Source organism: Accumulibacter sp., assembly GCF_031732815.1.
Taxonomy (GTDB): Bacteria; Pseudomonadota; Gammaproteobacteria; order Burkholderiales; family Rhodocyclaceae; genus Accumulibacter.
This window is the reverse complement of sequence record NZ_JAVMKF010000304.1, coordinates 1-25,426: the sequence shown is the minus strand read 5'-3', so window position 1 is coordinate 25,426 and position 25,426 is coordinate 1. Positions and strand designations below refer to the sequence as shown.

Genomic DNA, 25,426 nt, shown 5'->3' with positions numbered 1-25,426 from the left:
CGCGTGCTCGACGCAGCGAGCCTGGAGGCGGTGTTCGACGAGCGTGGCTGAGCGCTTTCCGCAGCGCTGTGGGCGGCGGTGCCGGGCTTGTTGGCGACGCCGCGCCGGCGGCAAAATGGGCAAGGCCCGAAAAAATTTCGCGCGGGGCGCTGCGCGCCCCGGAACGCCGCTGCGCGGCGACAGAGAGACAGAGCAGCAGAGAAACAGAGATCAGCGTTCCGGTGGGCAGCGGTTCAAAAGGATGGGGGACACACACACCACCCGAACGCCAAGGTCGAGGTTGCGGTAGCCGGGATGGTAGGGGCAGCGGTAAGCACAGCGCGCGAGGCCGCGGAGGTTGACCCAGGAGCCGCCGCGCACCACGCGCCGGGCGTCGCCATCTTCGCTCACATCCTTTGGCGTGTCGTAGGCGTTGAGACACCACTCCCAGACATTGCCGGCCAGATCGAAGACGCCGTGCACCGACTGGCCCGACGGGTAGACGCCGACCGCCGTCATGCGGCCAAGCTGGTTTTGAAAGGTGTTGGCGCATCCCGCGCGCCATTCGCCCCAGGGGTAATCGCGCTGCGCGTCGCCGCCGGTCGCCGCCTGCTGCCACTCCCATTCGGTCGGCAGGCGGACCTCGTGGCCGGCGACGCGGGTGAGCCAGCGGCAATAGGCGATCGCTTCGAAGCAGGTGATCATGACCGCCGGCTGGTTGGCGCGCCCGCGCTGCGGGTCAGGTTCCCAGCCGCGCACCCGGCGCACCAACGCATCGTAGCCGTCGTCGGCGTCGACGAAAGCCTGCCATTGGGCGACGGTGATCGGGTAGCGGGCCATGTGGAAAGGCTGGACCTTGAAGCGTCGCCGTCGCGCCGGCGCCGCCTCGTCGACTGCGAGCACCACCTTGCCGCCGGGAATCGCCTGCCAGACGAGGTCGGGAACGCCGTCGGCGGTCAGGCCGACGCCGGGGCGCGGGTCGCCGTCGGGCAGCAGCGTCAGGCGGTCGCCGATCCTTGCCCGTTCACCGTGCGTCGTCGCCGGGTCGGCGAGACGGGCGAGCAGCTCGTCGGCGGCGAGCGGGCCGAGGAAGCGGCGCTCGTTCTCGCTCAGCGCGAAGCGCGTCCCCAGCCGGCGCAGCATCGGCGCCGTTTCGTGCATGACCCGCTCGTCCGACCAGCGATGTGAATCGCCGTGCGTCTGCCAGGCCTGTGCGGCACGCTCGATCTCGCGTCGCTGGTGCAGGTCGGCGCGGTTTTCAGCCAGCCAGTCGACCAGGCGCGGCCAGCGCCGGATCAGCGCTTCGTGCGCGACTTCGACCGTCTCCTCGCCGCGCGCCGGGTCGTTGCCGACGACGAGCAGGCGCTTACTGGCCAGTTGCTCGATGAGCGGCTGTGCGGCGGCGGCGAAATCGCCGCGCCGCGCCCGCCGGCGCGTGTCTTCGCTGTTGTCGCCCAGTTGCACGAGCTGCAGGAAGACGTCGCGCACGAGGTCATGGCGCTGCTGCGCGCCGCCGGGTGCGAGTTCGTCGAGCACGCCGTCGGCGTAGCGGACGATGGCGCCGGCGACGCCGCCGAGCGCGTCGTAGGCGCGGTGGCACATGCGGCCGGCGGCGTCGCGCTGCGCGAAAAGCTGCGTCAGGCAGAATTCGAGCAGCGGCAGGTTGCCCGGCTCGTCGCCGACGTCGTCCAGCATGCGGCGGACGAGGCCGTCTTCGAAAGCGAAGCCGGCGACCTCGGCCGGGCCGACGATCGCCCGCTCGCGCTCGCTGCGCGTCATGCCGCCGAGGAAGACGGTCGCCGCCTGCAGGCGGTCGCGCAGCGGGCGGTGGTCGACGGCGTGGTGCGTGAAGTCGGCGCGCAGCGTGAGGACGACGGTCAGCGGCGCCTGCTGCGTGCCGGCGATCAGCGCGTCGGCGAAGCGTGCGGCGGTTGCCGCCGTCGCTGCTGTCGGCGCGCTAATCTCGTCGCCGGCGGCGTCCTTCTTCTCGTAGGTGTACAGCTCCTCCCATTGATCGACGAGCAGCAGCAGGCGGCGGCTGCCCGGCTGGCCGGCGAGGATGTCGGGCAGCAGGTGACGCAGCGCGAGCTTGCCGCCGTCGGCGCCCTTTGCCAGTTCGTCGGCCAGTTGGCCGATGACGAGCTGGCGCAGCGCGCCGGCGCTATCGGCGGCGTCCGCCCGACCCGTGGCGGCCAGATCGTGCAGGCAGCCGGCGAGGCTGCGCCAGGGTTCCTCGCCCGGCCGCAGCACGCCGACCGCCCAGCCGCCGCGCCGGCGTAGCGCCGGAATCAGCCCGGCCTGGACGACCGACGACTTGCCGCTGCCGGAAGCGCCGACGACAGCGACGAAAGGGCTGCCGTCGACGGCCTGCAGCAGCTCGCGCGTGAAGCCCTCGCGGCCGAAGAAGAACGGCGCGTCGGCGTCAGTGAAGGCGCGCAGGTCGCGGTAGGGGCAGTCGATCAGCGCGGGCGGCGGGCCGGCCGGCGTAGGGGCAGTGGCGCCCGGCGCGCCGCTGCTTGTTGCGCCGTCCGCTGCGCTGCGGCGCGGGTGGCGCTTTTCGTGCGCGACGAGCGCCTGCGTCAGCAGCCCGGCGAGGTCGTTGGCGGTGGTGAACGAGCGGCTGCTGACACGCTCGCTGCGCAGCCGCTGCTTGAAGGCGGCGAGCAACTCGCCGTCCTTGCCCTTGTCGACACGGCTGGCCGGCCACGGATGCTCTTCGTCCATGAAGAAAAGCAGGCGCGGTTTGCCACCGTCCCTGGCGCGCTCATGCTCGATCTCGCAGATTGAAACGGCGCTGCCCGCTGGCTTCCAGCCGTAGCGGAAGGCGTAGACGCCGACGAAGATATCAGCGGCGTCGACTTCGCGCAGGCAGACGGCTTCGGCGTCGGCGTCCTGCGCCGGCCAGTATTCCATGCCGACCGGGAAATAGCCGAGGCCGAGGCAGGCCGCGACGACCTCCCGGCGATGCTCGGGCAGGTCGATCGAGGTGCTCGAAATGAAGACGCTGGGTCGAGCCGGCGGTTGGGACATCGTTCTCCCCTGGACGATGGGCGCAGGCGCGATTATACCTTGGGAGGTCACGATTGAATCTTCTGGAAGGTTTGGAAGTTCAGGGTCAGTAGGGACTGTAGCGCATTGGCGTGGATGGTGTGGGTATCTTGCAAGCAGCGTTCGATGGCGGTGGTGAACGAAGGGAAGTCGGGGTAGTACTTGGCGTACAGGCACTGCCGTTTGACGAACTTCCACAAACGCTCGATGAGGTTCAAGTTCGGCGAGTAGGTCGGCAGAAAGAGCAACTCAATGTTGAGTTGGTCGGCGCAGGTTTTCACTAACGCACAACGTTGATAGCGGGCGTTGTCCAGTACGACCGTAATGGGCAGCGTGGGCCGCGAGGCAGCCAGTTTTGCCAACAAGGCGCACACGCTGATTGAATTGATGTAAGCGGAATTGACAACGGTGATGACCTCTTTGCTGACGGCATCGATGGCACCCAACACGTTGAAGCGCTGCCGGCCAGAGGGTGCCTTGATCCAAACCCGAGCAACGCACCATACCACGGACATGAAGGCTCCCAACACAAAGTGCGCGGCGTCTACGAAGAACACGGCACGTTGGCCCGCTTCGGCTTCCGCCAAACGCGGTTCAAGTTCTTTTTTTTAAACGCTTCCTGGACATCTGGATCCGCCTTGGCCGGCAGCGTGCCGGTCTTCAGCCGTTTCATCCCGCACTTCTCTCTCAAGAAAAGCCGCACCTGAGTCGGCGAGCGGCTCAAACCCGTAAGCGTTCTGATCGCATCCACTGCTTCATTGATCGAAGCTGGCGGATGGGCCAAAAGGTAAGCCGTTATCGTCTCCTGATGCGCCACCAGTTCGCTCTGCGGCCGACGAAAATGTGTTTCCCTCAGTCCTGCAACGCCGCCCTCCACATACTGCCGGAGGTAGGTGCGAAGAGTCTTGCCGCTCACCCCCGCGAGCCGCGCAATGTCTTGGTGCGCAAGCCCCTGGCTTTTCAGCCACAGCGCTTCCATCTTGCGTCGCACGTGTGGATGCGGATGCTGAAAGCGTTCGTCTTCTAAGGCTTCGGCCTCCGCCTGGGTAAACGTCAGTCTCAGCATTGCAGCAGCTCCATGTAGAACGCAATAGTCCAATTCTACATCCTCTTGCACCAACTATTTTAAGTCCTTTGTGACCTATTCCGGTATATCTCTCGCCGGGCGTGTCGGCGGGAGGGAGATTGTCTGCCGGCCGGGCGCCCGGCAGCGGCGCTCGCTGGTCGGCGGCCGCCGCCGGGCAGAGCGGGCCGGCTTCCGGTAGAATCCCGCCTGCGCGCCGGCGCTTGCCGCCGTTCCGGCTTCATCCCTTCCTACCTACCTTCCTTCCCTCCTTCCTTCCGTTCCCGGCCGTTCATGGATTACCTGCTCAGCTTCATCGACATCGTCCTGCATCTCGACAAGCACTTGGCTTTGCTTGTCCAGCAGTACGGGCAATGGATTTACGCCATTCTCTTCGCGATCATCTTCAGCGAGACGGGTTTTGTCGTGACGCCTTTTCTGCCCGGCGACTCGCTGATTTTCGTCGCCGGCGCGCTGGCGGCGCTCGGCGGAATGGACATCGGCATCCTGCTCGCGGTACTCAGCGCGGCGGCGATCCTCGGCAACATGGTCAATTACCAGATCGGTCGCTTTCTCGGACCGAAGGTCTTTCATTGGGAGCAGTCGCGCTTCTTCAACAAGGCGGCGCTCGACAAGACGCACGCTTTCTACGAGAAGCACGGCGGCAAGACGCTGGTCATTTCGCGTTTCCTGCCGCTCTTCAGGACTTTCGCGCCCTTCGTCGCCGGGATCGGCGCGATGGGCTACGCGCGCTTCACGTTCTTCAACCTGATCGGCGCGCTGGCCTGGGTCGGCTCGCTGACGCTGGCCGGCTACTGGTTCGGCAATCTGCCGTGGATTCAGCAGAATCTGACGCTGGTCATCGTGGCGATCATCGTCATTTCGCTGCTGCCGGTCGTCTACGGCTGGTGGCAGCATCGGCAGGCGGGAGGACAAGCATGATTTCGCTCGTCATCCTGATTTCCGGGCGGGGCAGCAACATGGCTGCGCTGCTGGACGCCGTCGGGCGCGGCGACCTGCCGGTACGCATCGCCGGCGTCGTGGCGAATCGGCCGGATGCGGCCGGTTTGGCGACGGCCGCCGCCGCCGGCGTGCCGACCTGCGTCGTCGATCATCGCGCTTTCGCCGGGCGCGCAGAGTTCGACGCCGCGCTGGCCGAGGCGATCGACGCTTGCGCGCCGGATCTGGTCGTTCTCGCCGGCTTCATGCGCATCCTCGGCGAGGCTTTCGTGCAACGCTACGCCGGTCGTCTGCTCAACATTCATCCGTCGCTGTTGCCGGCCTTCCCCGGTCTGCACACGCACCGGCGGGCGCTCGCCGAGGGCGTGCGGATTCACGGCTGCAGCGTGCATTTCGTCACCGCCGACCTCGACCATGGGCCGATCGTCGTCCAGGCAGCCGTTCCGGTTCTCGACAGCGACGATGAGGAGACGCTGGCCGCGCGCGTTCTCGCGCAGGAGCACCGGATCTACCCGCTCGCCGTGCGCTGGTTCGCCGAAGGTCGTCTGCAGTTGCGCCAGGGGCGCGTCGTCTGTGCCGTCGAACAGGCCGCGCATCCCTGGCTGATCGTTCCGGCGAGCGCGGCCGGCTGACCGGCGGGCCGATGCCGCGTGGTTTGCTCGTTGCTCTGCTCGTCTCGCTCGTGCTGCATGCGCTGGCGCTCTTCGCGACGCAGATGAGCTTGCCGCGCGCGGGCGATCCACCTCCGTTGCTCGCCGAGTTGCGTCCGTCGCCGCAGACGGGCGGTGCAGCGCCGGCGCAGCTCAGCAACCCGCCGCCGGTAAGGCGCGCGGCGCCGCGGCCGCCGCCGGCGCGGCCGCGTGCGGCGCGTCCGTCGCCGCTACGTGACTCGGCAATCGTCGCCTCGCCGCCCGCGAGCGCACCACCAGAGGTCGCGCCGGACGAACCGGCGCCGGCCGAGGAGCTTGGCGATGCGCCGGCGGCGGACGATCAGCCGGAACGGGCGGCAGAGCAGCCCGCTGCGCCGGACGAAGTGGGCGATGTGGCGGGCGCACCCGGGATGGGCAGCGTTCCCGGCATACCCGGCGCGGCCGGCGCACCCGAGGTGGGCGGCGATGATCCGGCCGCTGGCGAGGCGACACCGCCGGTCGTCGTCACCGCGCGTCTGCCGGCACGCGGCTCGATTCGCTACCGCGTCGAGCGTGGCGACCGCAGTTTCCCGATCGGTTTCGCGCGGCAGGAGTGGGAGGTGCGCGCCGACCGTTACCGGATCAGCGCGCTGAGCGAGACGAGCGGGCTGGTCGCCCTGTTCAAACGCGTGCGCGTCGAGGCCGAGAGTCGCGGCCGGGTCGGTTCCGGCGGCCTCGTTCCGGAGCACTTCGTCGTCCGCCGCAGCGGACGCGAGCGCGCCGAGGAGATCGATTTCGACTGGCCGGCGCGCCAGGTGCGCATGGGCGAGCGGCCGCCGCTGGCGCTGCGCGGCGGGACGCAGGACATCCTGTCGCTGAACTTTCAACTGGCGCTGCTGCCCGAGCATTCCGGCGTCGCCGTGAACGTCGCTACTGGCCGCAAGCTGGCCGGCTATCGGATCGAGGTGATGGGCGAGGAGACGATCGAGACACCGGCGGGCAGTTTCCGCTGCCTGCACCTGCGCCTTGCCGGCACGGCGACGACCGAGCTTTGGCTGGCTTACGAGCAGGCGCTGCTGCCGGTGAAGATTCGCCACGTCGATCGCAAGGGTGACGTCTTCGTGCAGTCGGCGACCCACATCGATTTCACCCGGGAACCCTGATGACGAACATTCACCCCGTTCTGCTCGCGCACGCCGAACGCCTGCTTGGCGAATTGCTGAAGACCCACCTGCCGGCCGACGCGGTCGTTTCGACGTATTTCCGGCACCAGCGCGAACTCGGTCACGCCGATCGGGCGTTCGTCGCCGAGAACGTCTTCGCCGTTCTCCGCCATCGCCGTTCGCTCACCGCGCGCTGTGCCGGCGACCTCAGCTCGCGCCGTCTGCTGCTCGCCGCGCTGGCCTGCCGGCAGGGGCTGAACCTGCGCCAGTTGGCGCCGCTTCTCAACGCCAGCGAAAGCCGCTGGCTGGCGCAGGCCAAGGCGCTGCGCGTGGAAGACCTGCCGCCGGCGGTTCGCCTCGATCTGCCTGACTGGTTGTACGAGCAACTTGCTGGACAATTTTCCGCCGACGACTTGGCTGCGCTGGCGGCGGCGCTCAATCGACCGGCGCCGCTCGACCTGCGCGTCAATCCGCTGAAGACCGACCGGCCGGCGGTGCTCGCTCGCCTGCACGCCGACGGGATTGCCGCGGCCGCCGGACGCTGGTCGCCACTCGCCGTTCGCCTGGCGGAAAAGCCGGCGCTCGCCGCGCATCCGCAGTTCATCGACGGCAGCCTCGAAGTCCAGGACGAAGGCAGTCAGTTGCTCGGTTTTCTGCTCCAGCCGAAGCGCGGCGAAATGGTCGCCGACTTCTGCGCCGGGGCCGGCGGCAAGACCTTGCTGCTCGGCGCTCTGATGCGCTCGCAAGGCCGCCTGTATGCGTTCGACGTTGCCGAGCACCGGCTGGCGCGCCTGAAGCCGCGCCTGGCACGCTCAGGTCTGTCGAACGTACATCCGTTGCGCATCGAGTCCGAGCGCGACCTGAAGGTCAAACGGCTGGCCGGCAAGCTTGACCGCGTCCTGGTCGACGCGCCGTGCTCAGGCTTGGGCACGCTGCGCCGCAATCCCGATCTGAAGTGGCGGCAGACGCCGGCCAGCGTAGACGAATTGAGCATCAAGCAGGCGGCGATCCTGCGCGCTGCGGCGACGCTGGTCAAACCCGGCGGGCGGCTGGTTTACGCGACGTGCAGCCTGCTCGCGGCCGAGAACGAGGCGGTGGTCGACGCCTTCCTGAGCGCGCATCCGGACTTCGTCGTCCGCCCGGCAGAGGAGATTCTTGCCGCGCAGCAGATCGCCATAAGCTGCGGCGAGCGCTTGCGGCTGCTCCCGCAGGTGCATGCGACGGACGCTTTCTACGCTGTGGCGATGGAGAGAACATGAACGAAAAACAGACTTTTGCCTTGCTTATCGAGCTCTGGCACGACGTCAGCGACCCGAACTTCATTCGCCAGATCATCGCACTCGGGATCAGCCTGCTGCTCGCCTGGGGCCTTTCGCGTTACGGCCGGCGGGCGGATTTTGCCCAGACCAGCGCCGAGCACGGCGCGCTGCGTACCTTCGGTGCCGGCAGCCTGAAACGCGTCGCCTTTCCGCTGCTCGGCTTCGCTTTCATCATGGTTGCCCGCAAGCTGTTCAAGTTCTGGCATCTGGGCTCGGTCAGCCTGCTCGATGTGGCGCTGCCGCTGCTCCTGTCGATGGCACTGGTGCGCGCGGCGATCTACGTTCTGCGCCACGCATTTTCGCCGAGCGGCTGGCTGGCGACTTCCGAGCGCTTCGTCGCAACCGGCATCTGGCTCTGCCTGGCGCTCTACCTGAGCGGTCTGGCCGAGCCGCTGATCGAATTGCTCGAACAGGTCAGCCTGCACATCGGCAAGCAGAAGCTCGACCTGTGGACCTTGCTCAACGGCATTGTCACGGTCATCGTCACCGTGCTCGTCGCGCTCTGGCTGTCCGGCGTCGTCGAGCGTCGCCTGCTCGCCAGCGAGGGGCTCGATTCCAGCCTGCGCGTCGTCCTCGGGCGGCTGGTCAAGGCGGTGCTCTCGGTGATCGCTCTCCTGCTCAGCCTCTCGCTGGTCGGCATCGACATCACGACGCTGTCGGTTTTCGGGGGTGCACTCGGCGTCGGTCTCGGTCTTGGCCTGCAGCGGATTGCCAGCAACTACGTCAGCGGCTTCATCATTCTGCTCGATCGCTCGATTCGCCTGGGCAACGTCGTCGCCATCGACGCGGCGACTTCCGGCGTGGTGAACGAGATCACCGCGCGTTATACGGTCGTGCGTACGCTCACCGGGACGGCGGTGATCATTCCGAACGAATATCTGGTGTCGAACATCGTGCGCAACGAATCGTTCGCCGATCCGCGCGTGCGCCTGGTCGTTTCGCTGCAGGTCGCCTACGGCACCGACCTTGAAGCAGCGATGCGGCTGATGGTCGAGGCCGCGCGCGAGCAAGCACGCGTCCTCGCCGATCCGCCGCCGCAGGCGCTGCTGACCGCCTTTGCCGACAGCGGGATCAATCTCGATCTTGGCTTCTGGATCGACGATCCCGAAGAGGGTACCGGCGGTGTCCGCTCGGCGGTCAATCTGGCGATCTGGCGCGCCTTCCGCACGCACGGCGTCGAGATTCCGTTCCCGCAGCACGAAGTCCGCATCGTCGGCGACGCGCCAGCCGCCTGAGCGGCGGTGCGTAGCCGCCCAGGCAGCGCAAAAGACGCATCAGGGAGGCGGCGCAGCGTGGCCGCGGCGCGGATAGATGCCCGCCCGCCACCGGGCAAAAAAACCGCGCTGGGGGAGCGCGGCGGAAGGCCCACCCGGGGTGGTGGGCATCAGGGAGGGAAAGTGGTCGTTGCCCGGATTCGTTGCTCCGGCCAGCGGTCAGAGCCGCTTGCGGCGGCGATGCGCGAGCCAGCAACGGGCGCCGTACCAGACGCCGGCGGCGCCGGCGGAAAGCAGCCCGGCGGTCAGCAGATCGACCGTGCCGACGCTGAGCACATCCCAGGCTGCGATCCCGAAGAAGATGCCGAGGCCCTCGGCAAGCGGGAACGGAACTTGGGGCTGTGCCACCGTATTCATTTTCCGGTGTGGGTCCGGTGATGCGTCTCACCGCTCGCGGTTGGCGCCGGGTCGCCGTCGGCATCATTCCGGAAAGCGGTCGAGGGATGGCCAGCAAAGAAATGCTCTCGCGTGGTGGCCAGAAACTGTTCGCAGTTCGCTCTGAATTCGCTCATTGTCTCGTCTCCTCACTCGTGGTGTGAACAGAGCACGATGATAGGAACGAGGCGCGGCGGCGTCTTGCGCGATTACGTCAGCTTTCGGTGACGTTCTGTGACAGCGGCCAGGTCAGCGTCAGGCGCGCGCCGCCGCTTGGCGACTCGCCGGCGGTGGCCGTTCCGCCGTGGTGTTCAAGCACCAGGCGGGCGATCGCCAGACCCAGACCGTGACCGCCAGTCGTCCGATCGCGTGAGCGGTCGAGCCGGGTGAAGGCGAGAAAGACGCGCTCGCGCTCGTCGCGGGGAATGCCGATGCCGTCGTCGTCGACGTGCACGCTGATCGAGCCATCGTTGATTTCAGCGCTGACGTCGATCCGCGAACGCGCGTACTTGATCGCGTTGCGCAGCAGGTTGGCGACGGCATACGGCAGGCTGCGGCAATCGACTTCGACGCGCTGGCCGGGTGGCAAGGCCGATGTGTCGAGCCGGAGGTCGAGTTCGCGGCTGAGCAGGCGAACCGCTTCGATCTGCTCGGCGAGCCAGACGGCGATGTCGACCGAGCTGAGCTGCAGTTCAGGCTGTTCACGTTCGAAGCGGGCGTAGGTCAGACTGGCGTCGATCAGCCCGTCGAGTTCGCCGAGATCGTCCTCCATTGCCTTGCGCAAGCGTTCGCGCTCGCTCGCCTCGTCGGTTTCGCTGAGCATTTCGAGGGCGAAGCGCATGCGCGCGATGGGCGTTCGCAACTCGTGCGAGATGGCGCTCGACAGTTCTTTCTGCGTTGCAATCAGCAGTTGGATTCGCTCAGCCATGCCGTTGAGCGTCTCGGCGAGCGGCCCGAAGGCGCTGCTGCGCATGCCCGGGGCGCGCGCTTCGAAGAGACCCTCGCCAAGCGCGCGCGCGGTCTGGCGCATGGCTTCCAGGTCGCGCCAGACCGGGTAGACCCAGAACCAGACGACGATCGCCAGGCAGACACCGATCAGGCTCCAGGTCAACAGGCTGATGCGCAGATCGAGCGGCAGACCGCGCTGATACTCCGGATTGCGCTCGGGCGAGATCGGGCCGACGACCAGGATTTGCGGCGTCTGCTTCAGTCGGTGGTAGACGACATCGCCTTGCGCGCCGATCGCCAGTTCGCCGCCGTCGAGCTTTTCGGCCTCTCTTGGCGGAAGCTGCAGCGTCCAGCGATCGACGATTTCGAGCTTGTAGGCGAACTTGCGGTCGAGCGCCTCGATGGTCTTTGGCCATTCGGAACGTGGTTTGCGGAACAACTCGTCTTCGATGAGCACGATCGTCCCACGCATGAAGCGGCTGGTGTAATCGTCGGTCACTCCCTTGATCGCCGCCGAAATGACGAAATCGGCAAAAACCGCGATCGCCACAAAGGAACCCATGACCAGCAGGTAGAAGTTGAAGAACAGCCGCGACAGGCTGTAGCGCCCTCGCCACGGCGCTGGCTTGTAGGTTCCCAGCCGGGCGAGCAGCCGATTACTGCCAATCATGTTTGCTGAAGAGGTAGCCCTTGCCGCGTACGGTCTTGATCCGCGTCGGGTTTTCCGGGTCGTCGCCAAGCTTGCGGCGCAGGCGCGAGATGCGCGCGTCAATCGACCGGTCAAGCCCGTCGAAGCCGATCCCGCGCAGCTCCTGCAGCAGGTTGTCGCGCGAGAGGATGTTGCCGGCATGGCGAGCAAGTTGCCAGAGGAGGTCGAACTCGGCCGTCGTCAGGTCGATGCCGTTTTCGCCGAGGGCAGCGCTGCGCGTCGTCTGGCTGATCCGGAAACGTCCGAAGGCGAGTTCGGTCGGCTCGCCGTTCTCGTTCTCGCCACTGCTCTGCCCGCCGCCAGCGGGCGCTGCTCGGCGCAACAAGGCCTTGATGCGGGCGAGCAGCAGGCGCGGTTGAACGGGCTTGGCGATGTAGTCGTCGGCGCCCAGTTCGAGTCCAAAAATCTGATCGAAGTCCTCTTCGCGCGCGGTCAGCATGAGGATCACGCCGGTGAAGCGCGAACGTACCGCGCGGCAGATCTCGAAGCCGTCCTTGCCGGGCAGCATCACGTCGAGAATGACCAGATCGGGGCGTTCGCCGAGTATGCGTTCTTCGGCCGCGTCGCCCCGCCCTTCGACGAGGACTTCGAAGTCGTTCTTGCGCAGGTATTCGGCAGTCAGCAGGGCGAGGCGTTCATCGTCCTCGATCAGCAAGATGCGTGTCTTCATCGCTCAATCATAACGGGTTGTCGGCGCCAGACGCAGGCTTCTGGCGAATAACGCCCAGCACTGGCTTCGGGAAGACGAGGCGAGCGTCGGCGATGACGCTCGGCCGGGCCTTTGCCGTAGAATTGGGCGTCTGCTTTCCTGGAGTTACCTGCCATGGGCAAAACCCGCTTTGCTCGGCGCTCGGCGTCGGATCTCGCGCGTCGGTGGCGTCTACCCGCTGGATCGGCCGCCTGGCTTGGGGTCGGCTGATGCGTCTCTCGCAGCGCCACGCGTTCATCCTCGTCGGTCTGGCCGCCTTGGGCCTGACGGCGGTGGCTTGGGGGATTGGCGAATGGCTGCACTTGCAGCCCTGTCCGCTCTGCATTTTCCAGCGTCTGCTGTATCTGCTGCTGGCGGCGATTGCTTTCTGCGCTGCTTTCGCCCCGCTGGTGCGTCGATTGCTCAGCGGCCTGCTCGCGCTCACCGCGGCTGGCGGGGTGGCGACGGCGAGTTACCAGAGCTGGCTGCAGTGGCAGTCTGACACCAGTCTGGAGTGCGGCGTCGGTGCGCCGAGCCTGCTTGAGCGCATCGTCTACTGGTTTGGCGAGCTCTGGCCGCAGATGTTCATGGCGACTGGCTTCTGTAGCAGCAAGGAGTGGGTTTTCCTTTATCTGTCGATGGCCAACTGGTCAGCGCTCTGTTTCTTCGCTTTCCTGCTGGCGGCCGTGTGGCTGGCAAGGGGCGCTGCGCGCAGCTAGCGGTGCGGCCCCCGGGGTGGGTCCGCCAATTTTCGTGAGAATGCGCACAGACATTGTGCCGGGTGTCGGTAGACTGCAGCGCATCGCCGCAAAGTCTATCAGGAACCCGCCTGCGTTCTTCGAGCAGGCGACAAAACGGAGTTTCGTTTGTCGTATGAACTGCCCAAACTGTCAATCGAATGACGTTCGTCGTTCGCGCCGCCGCGGTCCGCAGGAGGGCTTGGCGTTGCGCGTCAAGCATCAGGCACCGTATCGCTGCCGGGCCTGCGGTCTGCGTTTCATCGCCGAAGAGGAGGAACCGGCGGACAGCGATCGTGCGTTGTCGATTGCCGACTATCTAGGCTTGCGTGGCTGGGCCCGCCGCGTCCTGACTGACCAGGTGATCTACGGCAGCATCGCCCTGCTGGTCATTCTGGTCGTGATCATCATGGTGTTCGTTCTTGCTCTTGGTGGTATCGCGCCGCCGGTCACCGGGCCTCAGGGCGAGTAAGCTGTCGACCGATCGCGGGGTGAGCATCGTCACGCGGCGCCCGGCCAGGCGCCTGACGCAGCGATGCAGGATGGCGGTATAGTTCGCTTCCCGCGTTTTTCCGGAGTGCTGCTGCGATGCCTTACCAAAGATTCGCCCGCTTTGCGCTTTGCCTGATGCTCAGCTTGCTGGCGTCGTCTCCGCGCGCCCTGATGGCGGCCGAGCCAACGGCCGGTGGACCGCGAGTGGCTTTGGTCGTCGGTAATGGCGCGTATCGCTCGGCGCCCCTGGTGAACCCGGCCGGTGACGCACGTGCGGTGGCTGAACGGCTGCGTCAGGCGGGTTTTGCCGTGACGCTGGTGCTCGATGTCGGACGGCGTGAACTGCACGAGGTGATCCGCAGGTTCGGCGATTCGCTGCTGCGCGACAGCCGTACGGTTGGTGTCTTCTACTACGCGGGGCACGGCGTACAGCTCAACTGGCGCAATTTCATGCTGCCGGTTGACGTGCGCATCAGGAACCACGCCGACATCGCCGGACAGGGGGTCGATCTCGGTCTCCTTCTGGAAACGCTCGGACGGGCGCGCAACGCGCTCAATCTGGTGATTCTCGACGCCTGTCGCAACAATCCGTTTGGCAGCGATTTCCGGGTCGACGATCGCGGCCTGTCGCAGCTGGACGCGCCGCCGGGAACGCTGCTGGCTTACGCAACGGCACCGGGTAACACGGCCGACGATGGCGAGGGCGAGCACGGACTCTACACCGGGAGGTTGCTGCACGAGATGGCAGTACCCGGGGCAGCGGTCGAAGATGTCTTCAAGCGCGTCCGACTGGCCGTGCGGCGCGCTTCACAAGGGGCACAGATCCCTTGGGAAAGTACCTCGCTCGAGGGCGACTTCTCGTTTCTCGGCGAGAATCGGCGCGATGTCGACCGCGAACAGAAAGAGTTCGAAGCCGACCTCGCGGCGTGGAACAGCCTGCGTGAGGCAACGATGCCCGAGCCGCTTGAAACCTTCATCCGGCAACGGCCGAGCGGCAAGTTCGCCGAGCTCGCACAGCACCGACTCGACCTGGTGCTCCGCCGCAAAGGCGAGAAGCCCGTTTACGCGAGTGTTGCGCCAGCCTTGGCGCGCGAGGCGTGCGTGCCGGGGGCGGGCAGTGCGCCGTTCGCAGCGTCTTATCCAGGTGCAGCGCTGCCGTTTCGACCGGGCGAGCGTTATCGTTACCGCAGTCTCGACTTGCTGACCCAACAGGAAACGCAGCGAAGCGAAGACACGGTGCTCAGGATCGCCGGCGACGAGGTGTTCTTCAACGATGGCAGCAAGGTCACCGATCTCTTCGGCAACTCGGTTCAGGCGCCCGACGGTACCCGCTGGACGCCGTACCAGTTCTTCATCAATGACTATGCGCTGGGCAAGCGCTGGTCGGCACAGTTCATTGCCACCCAGCCGGATGGATCGAAGATCAGCATCCGGTTCGATCTGCGCGTTGCGGCGCGCGAACGAATCACCCTGCCGGCCGGCACTTTTGACGCTTACCGGATAGAAGCGCGTGGCTTGAACCTGGCCGGCGGCACCGAACTGGAACGGCGCGCGTGGGTGGCGCCGGAGCGCATGCGCGGTGTCCTGGCAAGCGAAAGCCTGGTGCGCAAGGCAGGCGCGGTGGTCAGCGGCGAGCGCAGCGAGCTCGTCGAATACCGCGCCGCTGCGGGCAGTGCAGCGGCGGCCGGCGATGCTCCCCCGGGCGCCGACGAAAAGAAGGATGGGGCAGGCTGGCGGCCAGCCTCGGCCTACTGAGCGCACATCGCTCGCCAGGTAGGCCAGCTTGGCGCTGGCTGCCCGGCGCTCGGCCAGCCAGCGTTCAACGTGGCCCGAGGACGAGGCGCAAGCCGGTGCTGCGCGGGCGGTAGGCGGGCTCGATCCGGCTGCGCGTGGCCGAGCGTGCGTAGCGCGCCGGATCACTCCAGGTGCCACCGCGCAACACGCGCATTTTGCCGAACGGTGGCCCGCGCGGGTCGGACTGCGCTTCGCCGGAATAGTCGGAATACCAATCGGCGCACCACTCCCAGACGTTGCCGTGCATCTCGTACAGGCCCCACGGATTGGCCGGGAGCGAAGCGACCGGTACGGTCTGGCCGCGATGGGGTCCCGCCTTGCCGCCGCCGTACGGATGCTCGCCGTGGTAATTCACCTGCTCGGTCGTGATGTCGGGGCCGAAGGAAAACGCCGTCGTGGTGCCGGCGCGGCAGGCGTATTCCCACTCGGCTTCGCTCGGCAGACGCGCGGCCAGCCCGGGCAGCCGTTTGTTGAGTTCGCTGATGAAGCTCTGCGCATCGTGCCAACTGACGTTTTCGACCGGATTCTGTCGGCACGCGTCGAAGTGGCTGGGATTGACCGGCCAGACGGCGAGCCAGAATTCCTGCGTGCAGGCTGTGTCGGCCAGCCAGTAGCCATATGACAAGCGCACTTCGTGTTGTCTTTCGCTGTTGCTGCGTTGCGCCTCGTCGGCCGGCGAACCCATCAGGAAGTGTCCGGGTGGAATCCAGCGAAACACCTGGCGTGCGTTGCCAATTTTCAGAATCAGCGAGCGACCGTAGTCGTCATCGTCGCCAAAGTTCGTCCAGGGAACGCGAAAAGGGAGCATGATCGCTCTACCGGGCGTTTCACCGGCATGGTTCAACGTCTTCGGGGTGGGCAGTGAAGGCGGGCTGGACATCGTTCTTGCGGGTCGGTTGCATTCCGGCGTGGCTTGCTGCGGGTTCCAGGTGGCCGGGAGGATGGCGAGACTATACCGTGAAGGCGCTTGATCCAAGTGTTGTGTTTGCGCAACAATGCAGTTTGCCAAGGAGATTGCGCGATGCAAACCGTGCCGCCCAATGATGATGCAATGACCGTGCCGCTGGCGTCGGTTGGCTGCGCTCAGGCGACTCGTCTCTCGGTCATTGTCCCGGTTCTCGACGAGGCACCGGCGATTTCCGGTCGCTTGGCTGCGCTGCACGTGCTGCGGCAGCGCGGCGCCGAGCTCATTGTTGTCGATGGCGGCAGCCGGGACGCGACGGGCGATCTTGCACGGGCGGTAGCGGATCGCTTTCTCGTCGCCGCGCGCGGGCGAGCGACGCAGATGAACGCCGGTGCGCGTGCCGGCCACGGTGAGGTGCTGCTTTTCCTGCATGCCGATACGACACTGCCGGCGGAGGCGGACGTGCTGATTCTGCAGGCGGTGGCGGGTGGCGCCTGGTGGGGTCGCTTCGATGTGACGATCGACGGACGCCATCGCCTGCTGCGCGTCGTCGAACGGATGATGAACCTGCGCTCGCGCCTTACCGGCATCGCCACCGGCGATCAGGCGATTTTCGTTCGACAGGACGTCTTCGCGCGTATTGGTGGTTTTCCTGAACTGCCGCTGATGGAGGACATCGCGCTCTCGCAGCGCTTGCGGCGGCTGGCGCGGCCAGCGTGCCTGCGCGCGCGCGTCCTGACCTCCGGGCGGCGCTGGGAGAAAAACGGCGTGGTGCGAACGATCCTGCTGATGTGGTCCTTGCGTCTACGTTACTTCCTCGGTGCCGATCCCGCCCGTCTGGCGGTTCGTTACGGCTATGCAGCGCGCGAACCTTGAAACGGGCCGGCGCTTGGCAGTGGGCAGTGGTGCTGGGCAAGCCGAGGGCTACGCGCCGGCCATCGCTGTTTTCGCGCGAGCGCCAGTGCCCGGCTGCAGTAAGACGCGCCTGATCCCCGCGCTTGGAGCGGCCGGCGCAGCGCGCCTGCAGCGGCGTCTGACGCTGCACGCGCTGGCGACGACATGCAGCGCCGGGCTTGGCCAGGTCGTGTTGCACGCGGCGCCCGACGAACGGCACCGTTTCTTCCGCGCGTTGCGCGAGCACTGCGCGGTCGCTCTGTGCAGCCAGTCGGGAGGTGATCTTGGGGCGCGCATGGCGGCCGCTTTTGCCGCACAAGGTGGGCCGTTGCTGCTCGTCGGTAGCGATTGCCCGGTTCTCCAGGCCGAGCATCTGATGGCTGCCGCGACAACGCTCGCCGCGCTGCCTTCGACCGCCGAAGGGGAGAACGCGGCGGTGTTCATTCCGGCTGAAGACGGCGGCTACGTCCTGGTCGGGCTGCGTTTCGCCGAGCCTCGTCTGTTCGTCGATATCGACTGGGGAAGTGCCCGGGTCATGGCGCAGACGCGCCGGCGTTTGCGCGACCTCGGCATTCCCTGGGTGGAATTGCCGGTCTTGTGGGATGTTGACCGGCCGTCCGATCTGCTCCGACTGGGCGAACTGCCGGCATTTGCCGATTGCCGCGAGCTGCGCGCGGCTGCCGGTACAGCTGCCGCCGAGGCAGCGTTGCCATGAGCACGCGGGTAAGCGCACCAGGCTCGTCGCGCGCGTCAGCGCCATCCAGTCAACCGGCGCCTGCGACGACACTCACCGCAAGTGATGCCCGTTGCGCAGCTTCGCGCAAGCGGCGGCGCCGTACGCTTGTACGTTGGCTGCTTGCGGCGCCTGCGATTGCCAGGGGTTTCGCGGCCAGACCGGCGCTGGCGGCCCCTGACGAGACGCCGGCCGACAGCGGGCGCAGCGCGGTGCCACGTTTTTCAACCTTGTCGCCAGGGGAGCGGCTGCCGGCGGGGTGGACGCATCAGACGCTGCCATCGGTCGAAAGGGCGAACCGTTTCGACCTGGTCAGCGACCAGGGAACGACGGTGCTGCGCGTACGCTCAGAGCGCTCGGCGTCCAGTTTGGCGGTCGCCTTGCGCGTGGACCCGGCAAAGACACCGCGCTTGCGCTGGCGCTGGCGCGTGTCGAACGTCGTGACGGCATCCGACCTGAGGCGCAAGGACGCTGACGACTACGCGGCGCGCGTCTACGTCCTCTTCGACCTGCCATCCGAGCGCCTGAGCGTGCGTGATCGCTTGCGCATCGCCGCAGCGCGCCTGCTGCACGGCGCCCGACTGCCGGCGGCGGCGCTGTGTTACGTCTGGGGAAACGCGCAGGCGGTTGGCGAGGCCGGGTGGAATCCCTATACCGATCGTCTGCGCATGATCGTCGTCGACTCGGGACCGACCCACGTCGGACAATGGCGCGAGCTCGTGCGCGATGTGGCGAGCGACTTCCGCGCCGCGTTCGGTGGCCCGGTTCCGCCGATTTCCGGGCTGGCGCTGGGCGCCGATACCGACAACGCAGGCGAGACGGTCGAGGCACGTTTCGCCGATCTGGTTTTCGAGCCACACGCGATAGAAAATTAATTTGCGTCACTTACTAAAAAAAGGCGTGCAATCCGGAGCGAGGCGTGCTATCGTTCGTGCATGGCAAACTCGATCGCACGTTACGAATTCAGCGAACGCCTCGCCGACATCCTCGGCGAGTCGCGACGCGACCTGCGCTTTCGCGTCACCCTGATGGTCAGCAGCGGACTGGTCGCCGCCGGTCCGCGCGGGCGCGGCTCGCCGCCGGCAACGCCGGAATACGCGGCGCAACTGCTGATCGGCGCCATGGCGGCGCCGCAGCAAGCGCAGACGGTGGAGGCGATCCGCTGCTACGGCGCCTTGCAGCCGCGGGCGGTGGCCGCCGGCAGCGATGTGCCGCGCGTGCTCTTCGGCCCGGCGCCGGTGGCTGGCGAGGAGGCGCCGCACGAACTGACGATACGCCTCGACGGCTTGCGTTTCGTCGATGCGCTGGCCGGTGTGCTCGAGCTGGCTTGCGCCGAAGAAACGCGTGCGATCGTCGCCAGCGAGTTCTTCGGCGTCTGGGTCAACCGCGCCTGCCCGGTAGCTGCTCTGCAGTTCAGCACGTTCCGGCAAGGCAGGCGGGCGGTCATCAGTCATACCTATGGCCTGGCAGCGGACGCGGCGCCGCCCGCCTGGCTCGATCCCCAAAGGGGTGGAGCGGTCGATCCCGGACTCTTCCACAGCGTTTTCCTGCCGGTCCGCAAAATGCTCGAGATCGGCCTCGTCACTACCTTGTCCGACGACAACAGGAGTTCATCGATGATCAAGAAACTGGGCCACAAAGTGGCCGCCATTGCCCGGATGGCAGAGCTTGCGGCGAAGACGCCGCACGGCAAGCGCTGGGAAAAGCTGCTCTCGGCGCTGGCCGCCGTGCAGGCCTGGTCCGACCAGGTCGATGCGCAGGAGCACCGGCTGTGCGAGGTACAGGACTTCGGTTCCAACCCCGGCGAGCTGCGCATGCTGACCTACCTGCCGGCGAACCTGCCGAAGAACGCGCCGCTGGTCGTCGTTCTGCACGGCTGCACGCAGAGTGCTGCTTCGTACAACAAGGGAGCAGGTTGGTCGACGCTGGCCGACCGGCACGGCTTCGCCCTGCTTTTTCCCCAGCAGCAGTGGAACAACAATCCCTTGCGCTGTTTCAACTGGTTTCGCCCGGAAGACAACGAGCGCGAGCGCGGCGAACCGGTGTCGATTCGACAGATGGTCGACAAGCTGCTCGGCGAGCAGCAACTCGACCGGCGCCGGGTTTACGTGACCGGTACCTCGTCGGGTGGTGCGATGACGGCGGTTCTCCTCGCCACCTACCCGGAGGTGTTTGCCGGTGGGGCGATCCTGGCTGGTGTTCCCTATCGGGCGGCGAATGGTCTGCAGGAAGGACTCGAGACGATTTTTGTCGGGCGCAGTCGTTCGCCGTGCGAGTGGGGCGACCTGGTCCGCGCGGCGTCGCCGCATCGTGGTCCGTGGCCGAAGCTGTCGGTCTGGCACGGCGATGCCGATACGGCGGTCAAGCCGGTGAATGCCGAAGAAATCCTCAAGCAGTGGACCGATCTGCACGGCCTCGCGCTGTCACCGACGATCGAGACGCGGGTCGACGGTCACGCGCGGCGCGTCTGGTTGGCGGCCGACGGCGATGAGCTGATCGAGTCCTATACGATTGCCGGCATGGCGCATGGCGCCGCCATCGACCCCGGTGCAGCGCCTCATCAATGCGGTACGGCAGCGCCCTTCTTCAACGCTGTCGGGATCTCATCGACGCACCGGATCGCCGAGTTCTGGGGGCTGTGTGGCGAACGCGCGGGCGCTTGTCAGGCGCCGGCCGGCGCCTTCGATGGCGTCGCGACGGCGACGGCCGATGCCGCGCCGGCGAATAGCGGAGTCACCCGGGAGGGCGAACATCTGGCGCGCGACGATCGTCCGGGAGCGGCCGGCAGCGCGTCGGGCGCGGCATCCGCCGAGCCTGCGGGTGCGGCGGATGATCCGCGCAGCGCCAGTCGGCCGTTCGGTCTGGACGTACACGGGATCATTGCCGCGTCGCTGCAAGCGGCTGGCCTGCTCAAAGGCGACCAGCGCCGCTCGAGTGGTTCGGCGCCGCTTGGCATCGACGTTCCAGCGATCGTTTCGACGGCGCTGGAAGCTGCTGGCGTGCTCAAGGGCATTGCAGCGCGCAGCGCCCCGGCGAACAGCGAGGCCAGGCTGAAGGCGGCTGGTTGGCAAGGTTCCGGATGGGAAATGCTGCACGGCGATGCACGTGCTTTTCGCGGGGGAGCGATGCTTTACGGCTGTGTCGCCTCGGGTGAGGCGGGCACCGTCGGCGCGCGGACAAGCGCCATCGCACGCCGTCTGACCCTTGGCGAACGGCCTGAGCTGAGCTATGTCCGCCGGCTCGATCTGAGCGCAGCGGTCAACGACTATACGAGCGCCAGCTTCCGCGTTCTGGTCGACGGTGTCGTCGTCGACGAAGTCACCGCGATCGGCATGCTGCATCAGGAGAACGAATGGCTGCGCCGGCCGGGAATCGACCTGGCGCGCTTTGCCCATCGCACGGTCGTGCTGACGCTGGAAGTCGCCGCCTACGCCAATAGCTACAGTCCGGTGCAGGCGCGCGCCTGGGTCGATGACATCACCATTCACAGCGCGGTCGATGTCATCCGCTGTTGACGCCGGCGACCAGCACTGCCGCGGGGTGTTGATCGGTGTGCCGGATAGGGATGGCGTGTGGGTTAGATGGCTTGCCTGGGGCGCTTGGCTCAGTCGCTACCGCCTATCCTGAGTCCGGTTTTTTTCAGGATGCGCGTTGAGAAGAGTACGTCGTGCGCGCGGCAGGCGCTGCCGAGGAGGTCGGCGATGATTGCCACCTTGGCCAGAACTTCGCCGCGCGAGCTGCCATGCACCATGGCAAAGAGGTTGTACGGCCAGTCGGGAAGGCGGCGCGGTCGCTGGTAGCAGTGTGTCACGAAGTCGAGCGCGCCGACCTTGCCGCCGAACTCGTCGATCTGCTCGTCGGGGACGTCCCAGACGCTCATCCCGTTCGCCGTGTAGCCGATCGCGTAGTGGTTTGGTACCACCCCGATGCGCCGGATGATTCCCCGCTCGAGCAGGCTTTGCAGGCGCCGCATCACCTCTTCCGCGCTGCACCCGAGCGCTTCCGCCAGCCGCTCATAAGGCTGTGGCACGAGCGGCAATCCGCCTTGGGTGGCGATCACCAGCGCGCGATCGACAGCGTCCAGCGAGCTGTTTGCCTCTGCCGCAGCCGGCGCTTTCATACGCGCACCGGCAGGCGCATGTCGACGAAGAATTCCTGCAGCTTCGGGAAGGCGCAGACGGGCAGGCCGCTCGCCTCCTCGATCCGCCGGATCGTCGCGGCGACGGCAGCGGCGCTCTCGCCGGCGAGCACGAACCACATGTTGAACGCGCACTGCTGCGCACTCTCGCGCTGATAGTTGTGCGCTACCTCGGGAAACGAATTGACCAGATCGACCACCTCGGACCATCGGGTCGGCGGAACGTGCATGGCGGCCAGGAGGAAGACGCCGCCCATACGTTCGACCTGAAAAAGCGGGCCGAAGCGTGTCAGAACGCGCGCTTCGAGCAGGCGCTGCAGGCGCGCGAGCAGGTCCTCCTGGCTGACCCCCAGGCCAGCCGCCGCTACCGCGTAGGGTTGCGGGCAGATTGGAAAACCGCCCTGCAGTTGCTCGATGATTGCCCGGTCGACGGCGTCGAGCGAAACCGCCTCAGGCATAGCGTGCACCGCACTGTTTGAAGCGGGTCAGCGAGAAGAGGACGTCGTAAGCATAGGCCGCCAGTTGCAGACGTTCGCGCAACTCGGCGATGCGGGCTTCGACCTCGGCCCTGGCCTGGCCATGCAGCATGCAGAAGAGGTTGTACGGCCAGTGCGGCAGTACGCGCGGACGCTGGTAGCAGAGCGTGATGCCGGCTTCGCCAGCCAGTCGCTCGCCGACCTCGGCGACCGTGTCGTCGGGTATGTCGTGCACCAGCATGGCGTTTGCCGTATAGCCCAGTTCGTGGTGCCGGACGATGACGCCGAAGCGTTTGACGATGCCTTCAGCGCACCAGACGCGCAGGCGCTCGATCAGCGCGTTCTCGCTGCAGCCGACGCGGCTGGCGAGTACCGCAAAAGGACGGCGGCAGAGCGGCAACCCTTCCTGTACGGCGGCGACCAGCCGGCGATCGGTTTCGTCCAGCGGTGTCGGCGCGATGGGTGTGCCCGACGGCGTGCCGCGCCGGGTGCGATCGCTGCCGTCGAGCGGAAAACCGAGGTCGATGTGGTACTCGCGCAGCATTGGCAGGGCGAGGACGGGAGAGCCGGCGGCCCGCTCGATGGCCTCGAGCACAGCTTGCAGCCGTTCACCCGATCCGGCGGTGACGACGAACCACAGATTGTAGTGGTGCTCGCGCTCGTAGTTGTGATTCACTTCGGGAAAGCGGCTGACCGTGTCGGCGACGACGCGCAGCGCTTCCGCCGGTACGGCCAGCGCGGCCAGCGTGCTGGCGCCGATCCGTTGGGGGGCGAAAACCGCACCGACGCGCGCCACCTTGCCGCGCTGACAGAGCGCCGCAAGCGTGCGCAGGATGGCCGCTTCACCGGCCGTGAGGCGCGCCGCGAGTTCGGCAAAGGGTGCTGGACAGAGCGGGAAGTCGCGCTGATAATCGTTCAACAGGCGAAAGCTCAGCCGGTCGTCGGGCGGTTCATCGAGTGCGCTGGCGGCCATTCGATTCAGAACCCGGTGCGACCGGCACGGCTGGTGAAAAAGATCCCGCTCGGCGCTTCGGCGGCAATCTCGCCGATTCTGGCGAAGCTCGCGGTGTCGTAGATGACGACTCGATTGTCGTCGCGCGCCGATATCCAGACGTGCTCGCCGCGCGGGGTAAATTCCATATGCAGAACGGCCTTGCCGGGGGCGAGCGTGTGCACCACCTGCGCCGTCAGCGTATCGATCACTTCGACCCAGCCGTTGTCAGGAAATGCGTAGTTGACCCACACCTGGCGCCCGTCCGGCCGGGCGATGACGAAAACCGGCTGGCCCTTGAGCTTGATGCGGCCGACTTCCTGCCAGGTGGCGGTGGAAACAACGAGGACCTCGTGCCGACCGATCGCCGGCAGGTAGGCCTTACCCTGGGCGACGGCCCACCCGCGCAAGTGAGGCATCTTGAAGACCGGCAGCTTCTCCTCGCCACGCCCGTAGTGCTCAAGAATGCGCCGTGTTCCTAATTCGGGCTGCCAGGTATCGAGCATAGCGACGCCGTCCTCGCCAAACAATCCGGCCAGGTAGTGCCTTCCGTCGGGCGTCACCAGCCCGTCGTAGGGCTGCTGCCCGGCCGGAAAGCGCAGCGTTTTCGGCTGCCGCGGCTGGCTGAAGTCGCTCAGCCAGATCTCGCCGCCGTCGAACAGCGCATAGGCAAAGCGCTGGCCGCTCAGGTCGGCCAGGCCGACGACCTTGGAGAACGCGCCCGGTGCGTACTCGGCTGGCACTTCGGCGAGCAAGTCCAGCGTATCGGCGTCGAAAGCCTTGATTCCGCCCGGCGTGTAATTCTGAGCGACGACGATTTTTCCATCCTGCGAGATCGATCCGCCGATCGCGTTGCCCGATTGCACGACGCGCTTGACGAGGCGGGCGCCGAGCAGGTCAAGCTTGCTCAGGCCGCCATCGCGGCCGAAGACGTAGGCATAGCGCGCATCGCGCGAGTATACGACCGAGGCGTGCGAGAGGTCGCCGAGGCCGCCGATGCGCGCGTATGCGGCACGCCGGCTGGTATCGACCAGCGTCACGTGTCCGCTCGCCCGTTCGATGATCAGCCCCAGGTCACCGGTGCCGCGCAAGGGGGTCGGCGCGCAGCCAACGAGCGCCAGCGCCAGCGCCAGCCAGCAGAGGAGAAGTCTCGCCTGGGTCATCACCATATCAGCCGCACGGCAGCCTCTATATCAGCGTCAGTCATTGCCCCGAGCTTGCTGCTGCGGATCGACCCTCGGCGGTCGATGGCGAGGGTGAAAGGCAGACCGCCCTTGTCGTTACCCAGCGCGCGCATCAAATCGATGCCCGGCTGCAGGCCGCCAATCAATGAAATGTACGACATGTCGTAGGCCTCGGCGAAGTCGCGCAGAGCTTCGCGGTTTTCCGCGTCCTCGACGGCGATGCCGACGACTTCGAGTCCGCTGCTGCGGTAGCGGGCTTGCACGGCAGCCAGCCCGGGAATTTCCTTGCGGCAGGGCTGGCACCAGCGGGCCCAGAAATTGACCAGCAACGGTCGGCCGTGCAGTGTAGCGAGCACAAGCGGCCGGCCATCGACGGTTCGGCTCAGGCTGAGGCCGAAGAGCGGTGCAGACGGCGGAAAGGCAGCCGCATCGGCCGAAATGGCGGGTTGCGCGGCGACGAGGGCAAACACCAGCGCCATGGACATCGGGATGAATCGTCTTGCTGTCACGCCTGCCTTTCGTGGCTTGCCCACCGGCAACAATGCAAGTATAACAAACCTCTTGGGGTCAGTGCTGGGGCCGAAACCATGGGCGCGATCGACGTCGCTCTGTTTTCGGCAAGGTGCTGGCTGCCGGCTGGATGTGGTCGTGCCCGCGAGCCAACGCTTACCTGTGGGTGCGCGCGGCGCGTCCGGCGAGGACCCGTTGGGCGCAGCTCTCAGAGGTTGTGAAAAAACAGGCTAATCGGACAGGAGATGCTCCAAAACAGATTGTTTTAATGAGAAAGTGTTTAACATGCTGGCTTCTTTCGGGCATTTTGCAGCCTCTCAGTGGTTGTGCCGCAATGCGTCGACGACCGCCAGCTTGCGCACTCGCCAAGCCGGCACCAGCGAGGCCAGGACGGTTGCGCAGCTGCCGATCACGAAGG

General features: G+C 66.6%; 23 protein-coding genes and 1 pseudogene. 12 read left to right on the top strand and 12 right to left on the bottom strand.

Annotation, left to right across the window (positions count from 1 at the left end; genetic code table 11):
- Nucleotides 1-210: 210 nt before the first annotated feature.
- Both RKP46_RS18070 and RKP46_RS18065 read right to left on the bottom strand, forming a co-directional pair.
- Nucleotides 211-3,009, bottom strand: a complete 2,799-nt coding sequence (locus tag RKP46_RS18070; protein ID WP_311107912.1) for an SUMF1/EgtB/PvdO family nonheme iron enzyme — start codon at nt 3,007-3,009, stop codon at nt 211-213.
- Nucleotides 3,010-3,056: 47 nt separating this feature from the next.
- Nucleotides 3,057-4,093 (bottom strand): annotated as a pseudogene (locus tag RKP46_RS18065) (IS630 family transposase).
- Nucleotides 4,094-4,384: 291 nt separating this feature from the next.
- Here RKP46_RS18065 and RKP46_RS18060 point away from each other — a divergent pair.
- Genes RKP46_RS18060 through RKP46_RS18040 form a run of 5 tightly spaced genes read left to right on the top strand, consistent with a single transcriptional unit; the run spans nt 4,385 to nt 9,396 of the window.
- Nucleotides 4,385-5,032 (top strand): DedA family protein, encoded by a 648-nt coding sequence (locus RKP46_RS18060; RefSeq protein ID WP_311107911.1) that lies wholly within the window; start codon nt 4,385-4,387, stop codon nt 5,030-5,032.
- Complete coding sequence (purN, locus tag RKP46_RS18055; RefSeq protein WP_311107910.1) at nt 5,029-5,682, top strand: phosphoribosylglycinamide formyltransferase; 654 nt, start codon at nt 5,029-5,031, stop codon at nt 5,680-5,682. The genes RKP46_RS18060 and purN overlap by 4 nt, the downstream gene beginning before the upstream one ends.
- A gap of 11 nt (nt 5,683-5,693) precedes the next feature.
- Nucleotides 5,694-6,842 (top strand): DUF3108 domain-containing protein, encoded by a 1,149-nt coding sequence (locus RKP46_RS18050; protein WP_311107909.1) that lies wholly within the window; start codon nt 5,694-5,696, stop codon nt 6,840-6,842.
- Nucleotides 6,842-8,101 (top strand): RsmB/NOP family class I SAM-dependent RNA methyltransferase, encoded by a 1,260-nt coding sequence (locus RKP46_RS18045; RefSeq protein WP_311107908.1) that lies wholly within the window; start codon nt 6,842-6,844, stop codon nt 8,099-8,101. The genes RKP46_RS18050 and RKP46_RS18045 overlap by 1 nt, the downstream gene beginning before the upstream one ends.
- Nucleotides 8,098-9,396 carry a mechanosensitive ion channel domain-containing protein gene (locus RKP46_RS18040; RefSeq protein ID WP_311100314.1) on the top strand — a complete coding sequence of 433 codons (1,299 nt, stop codon included), beginning with the start codon at nt 8,098-8,100 and terminating at the stop codon, nt 9,394-9,396. The genes RKP46_RS18045 and RKP46_RS18040 overlap by 4 nt, the downstream gene beginning before the upstream one ends.
- Before the next feature lie 198 nt (nt 9,397-9,594).
- Here the strand turns inward: RKP46_RS18040 and RKP46_RS18035 are convergent, their stop codons facing one another.
- From RKP46_RS18035 to RKP46_RS18020, 4 genes are all read right to left on the bottom strand, one after another.
- Nucleotides 9,595-9,783, bottom strand: coding sequence for a hypothetical protein (locus RKP46_RS18035; RefSeq protein WP_311100313.1), 189 nt, complete (start codon nt 9,781-9,783; stop codon nt 9,595-9,597).
- 5 nt (nt 9,784-9,788) lie between these two features.
- Complete coding sequence (locus tag RKP46_RS18030; RefSeq protein WP_311100311.1) at nt 9,789-9,947, bottom strand: hypothetical protein; 159 nt, start codon at nt 9,945-9,947, stop codon at nt 9,789-9,791.
- Nucleotides 9,948-10,024: 77 nt separating this feature from the next.
- Nucleotides 10,025-11,428, bottom strand: a complete 1,404-nt coding sequence (locus RKP46_RS18025; protein ID WP_311100310.1) for an ATP-binding protein — start codon at nt 11,426-11,428, stop codon at nt 10,025-10,027.
- Nucleotides 11,415-12,137 (bottom strand): winged helix-turn-helix domain-containing protein, encoded by a 723-nt coding sequence (locus RKP46_RS18020; RefSeq protein ID WP_311100308.1) that lies wholly within the window; start codon nt 12,135-12,137, stop codon nt 11,415-11,417. Before RKP46_RS18020 ends, RKP46_RS18025 begins: the two co-directional genes overlap by 14 nt.
- A gap of 248 nt (nt 12,138-12,385) precedes the next feature.
- Here RKP46_RS18020 and RKP46_RS18015 point away from each other — a divergent pair, with 248 nt between their 5' ends.
- The 3 genes from RKP46_RS18015 (at nt 12,386) to RKP46_RS18005 (ending at nt 15,139) form a co-directional block, all read left to right on the top strand.
- Complete coding sequence (locus RKP46_RS18015) at nt 12,386-12,874, top strand: disulfide bond formation protein B (RefSeq protein ID WP_311107907.1); 489 nt, start codon at nt 12,386-12,388, stop codon at nt 12,872-12,874.
- 226 nt (nt 12,875-13,100) lie between these two features.
- Nucleotides 13,101-13,364, top strand: a complete 264-nt coding sequence (locus RKP46_RS18010) for a hypothetical protein (RefSeq protein ID WP_311100305.1) — start codon at nt 13,101-13,103, stop codon at nt 13,362-13,364.
- Between the two features lie 116 nt (nt 13,365-13,480).
- Nucleotides 13,481-15,139, top strand: coding sequence for a caspase family protein (locus tag RKP46_RS18005; RefSeq protein ID WP_311107906.1), 1,659 nt, complete (start codon nt 13,481-13,483; stop codon nt 15,137-15,139).
- Between the two features lie 64 nt (nt 15,140-15,203).
- Here the strand turns inward: RKP46_RS18005 and RKP46_RS18000 are convergent, their stop codons facing one another.
- Nucleotides 15,204-15,986, bottom strand: a complete 783-nt coding sequence (locus RKP46_RS18000) for a formylglycine-generating enzyme family protein (RefSeq protein ID WP_311100301.1) — start codon at nt 15,984-15,986, stop codon at nt 15,204-15,206.
- A 243-nt stretch (nt 15,987-16,229) separates the two neighbouring features.
- Between RKP46_RS18000 and RKP46_RS17995 the strand changes: the two genes are divergently transcribed.
- The 4 genes from RKP46_RS17995 to RKP46_RS17980 all read left to right on the top strand — a co-directional run bounded on the left by RKP46_RS17995 (nt 16,230) and on the right by RKP46_RS17980 (nt 21,224).
- Nucleotides 16,230-16,958: a TIGR04283 family arsenosugar biosynthesis glycosyltransferase gene (locus tag RKP46_RS17995; protein WP_311107951.1), complete on the top strand. Its 729-nt coding sequence runs from the start codon at nt 16,230-16,232 to the stop codon at nt 16,956-16,958.
- 19 nt (nt 16,959-16,977) lie between these two features.
- Nucleotides 16,978-17,691, top strand: coding sequence for a TIGR04282 family arsenosugar biosynthesis glycosyltransferase (locus tag RKP46_RS17990; RefSeq protein ID WP_311100319.1), 714 nt, complete (start codon nt 16,978-16,980; stop codon nt 17,689-17,691).
- A 230-nt stretch (nt 17,692-17,921) separates the two neighbouring features.
- Nucleotides 17,922-18,584 carry a DUF3047 domain-containing protein gene (locus RKP46_RS17985; protein ID WP_311107905.1) on the top strand — a complete coding sequence of 221 codons (663 nt, stop codon included), beginning with the start codon at nt 17,922-17,924 and terminating at the stop codon, nt 18,582-18,584.
- 60 nt (nt 18,585-18,644) lie between these two features.
- On the top strand, nt 18,645-21,224 hold the full coding sequence (locus tag RKP46_RS17980; RefSeq protein ID WP_311107904.1) for a PHB depolymerase family esterase: 2,580 nt from the start codon (nt 18,645-18,647) through the stop codon (nt 21,222-21,224).
- Nucleotides 21,225-21,313: 89 nt separating this feature from the next.
- Here RKP46_RS17980 and RKP46_RS17975 read toward each other — a convergent pair whose 3' ends face one another.
- From RKP46_RS17975 to RKP46_RS17955, 5 genes are read right to left on the bottom strand one after another with little or no spacing between them, the layout of a single operon-like run.
- Nucleotides 21,314-21,829, bottom strand: a complete 516-nt coding sequence (locus RKP46_RS17975; protein WP_311107903.1) for an AsnC family transcriptional regulator — start codon at nt 21,827-21,829, stop codon at nt 21,314-21,316.
- Nucleotides 21,826-22,305 (bottom strand): Lrp/AsnC family transcriptional regulator, encoded by a 480-nt coding sequence (locus RKP46_RS17970; RefSeq protein ID WP_311107902.1) that lies wholly within the window; start codon nt 22,303-22,305, stop codon nt 21,826-21,828. The genes RKP46_RS17975 and RKP46_RS17970 overlap by 4 nt, the downstream gene beginning before the upstream one ends.
- The gene (locus tag RKP46_RS17965) at nt 22,298-23,296 is read right to left on the bottom strand and encodes an AsnC family transcriptional regulator (RefSeq protein WP_311107901.1); all 999 of its coding nucleotides are present in this window, start codon (nt 23,294-23,296) and stop codon (nt 22,298-22,300) included. The genes RKP46_RS17970 and RKP46_RS17965 overlap by 8 nt, the downstream gene beginning before the upstream one ends.
- A 5-nt stretch (nt 23,297-23,301) precedes the next feature.
- Complete coding sequence (locus RKP46_RS17960; RefSeq protein ID WP_311107900.1) at nt 23,302-24,477, bottom strand: cytochrome D1 domain-containing protein; 1,176 nt, start codon at nt 24,475-24,477, stop codon at nt 23,302-23,304.
- Nucleotides 24,477-24,983 (bottom strand): TlpA disulfide reductase family protein, encoded by a 507-nt coding sequence (locus tag RKP46_RS17955; RefSeq protein ID WP_311107899.1) that lies wholly within the window; start codon nt 24,981-24,983, stop codon nt 24,477-24,479. Before RKP46_RS17955 ends, RKP46_RS17960 begins: the two co-directional genes overlap by 1 nt.
- Nucleotides 24,984-25,426 lie beyond the last annotated feature (443 nt).

Bases quoted from the DNA above. Each gene is read 5' to 3' on its own strand.
- RKP46_RS17970 (WP_311107902.1), bottom strand. From the start codon at position 22,305: ATGCCTGAGGCGGTTTCGCTCGACGCCGTCGACCGGGCAATCATCGAG.
- RKP46_RS18020 (WP_311100308.1), bottom strand. From the start codon at position 12,137: ATGAAGACACGCATCTTGCTGATCGAGGACGATGAACGCCTCGCCCTG.
- RKP46_RS17955 (WP_311107899.1), bottom strand. From the start codon at position 24,983: ATGTCCATGGCGCTGGTGTTTGCCCTCGTCGCCGCGCAACCCGCCATT.
- RKP46_RS18070 (WP_311107912.1), bottom strand. From the start codon at position 3,009: ATGTCCCAACCGCCGGCTCGACCCAGCGTCTTCATTTCGAGCACCTCG.
- RKP46_RS17960 (WP_311107900.1), bottom strand. From the start codon at position 24,477: ATGACCCAGGCGAGACTTCTCCTCTGCTGGCTGGCGCTGGCGCTGGCG.
- RKP46_RS18005 (WP_311107906.1), top strand. From the start codon at position 13,481: ATGCCTTACCAAAGATTCGCCCGCTTTGCGCTTTGCCTGATGCTCAGC.
- RKP46_RS18045 (WP_311107908.1), top strand. From the start codon at position 6,842: ATGACGAACATTCACCCCGTTCTGCTCGCGCACGCCGAACGCCTGCTT.
- RKP46_RS17980 (WP_311107904.1), top strand. From the start codon at position 18,645: ATGGCAAACTCGATCGCACGTTACGAATTCAGCGAACGCCTCGCCGAC.
- purN (WP_311107910.1), top strand. From the start codon at position 5,029: ATGATTTCGCTCGTCATCCTGATTTCCGGGCGGGGCAGCAACATGGCT.
- RKP46_RS18000 (WP_311100301.1), bottom strand. From the start codon at position 15,986: ATGCTCCCTTTTCGCGTTCCCTGGACGAACTTTGGCGACGATGACGAC.
- RKP46_RS18060 (WP_311107911.1), top strand. From the start codon at position 4,385: ATGGATTACCTGCTCAGCTTCATCGACATCGTCCTGCATCTCGACAAG.
- RKP46_RS18030 (WP_311100311.1), bottom strand. From the start codon at position 9,947: ATGAGCGAATTCAGAGCGAACTGCGAACAGTTTCTGGCCACCACGCGA.
- RKP46_RS18040 (WP_311100314.1), top strand. From the start codon at position 8,098: ATGAACGAAAAACAGACTTTTGCCTTGCTTATCGAGCTCTGGCACGAC.
- RKP46_RS17965 (WP_311107901.1), bottom strand. From the start codon at position 23,296: ATGGCCGCCAGCGCACTCGATGAACCGCCCGACGACCGGCTGAGCTTT.
- RKP46_RS18015 (WP_311107907.1), top strand. From the start codon at position 12,386: ATGCGTCTCTCGCAGCGCCACGCGTTCATCCTCGTCGGTCTGGCCGCC.
- RKP46_RS18025 (WP_311100310.1), bottom strand. From the start codon at position 11,428: ATGATTGGCAGTAATCGGCTGCTCGCCCGGCTGGGAACCTACAAGCCA.
- RKP46_RS18050 (WP_311107909.1), top strand. From the start codon at position 5,694: ATGCCGCGTGGTTTGCTCGTTGCTCTGCTCGTCTCGCTCGTGCTGCAT.
- RKP46_RS17995 (WP_311107951.1), top strand. From the start codon at position 16,230: ATGACCGTGCCGCTGGCGTCGGTTGGCTGCGCTCAGGCGACTCGTCTC.
- RKP46_RS17975 (WP_311107903.1), bottom strand. From the start codon at position 21,829: ATGAAAGCGCCGGCTGCGGCAGAGGCAAACAGCTCGCTGGACGCTGTC.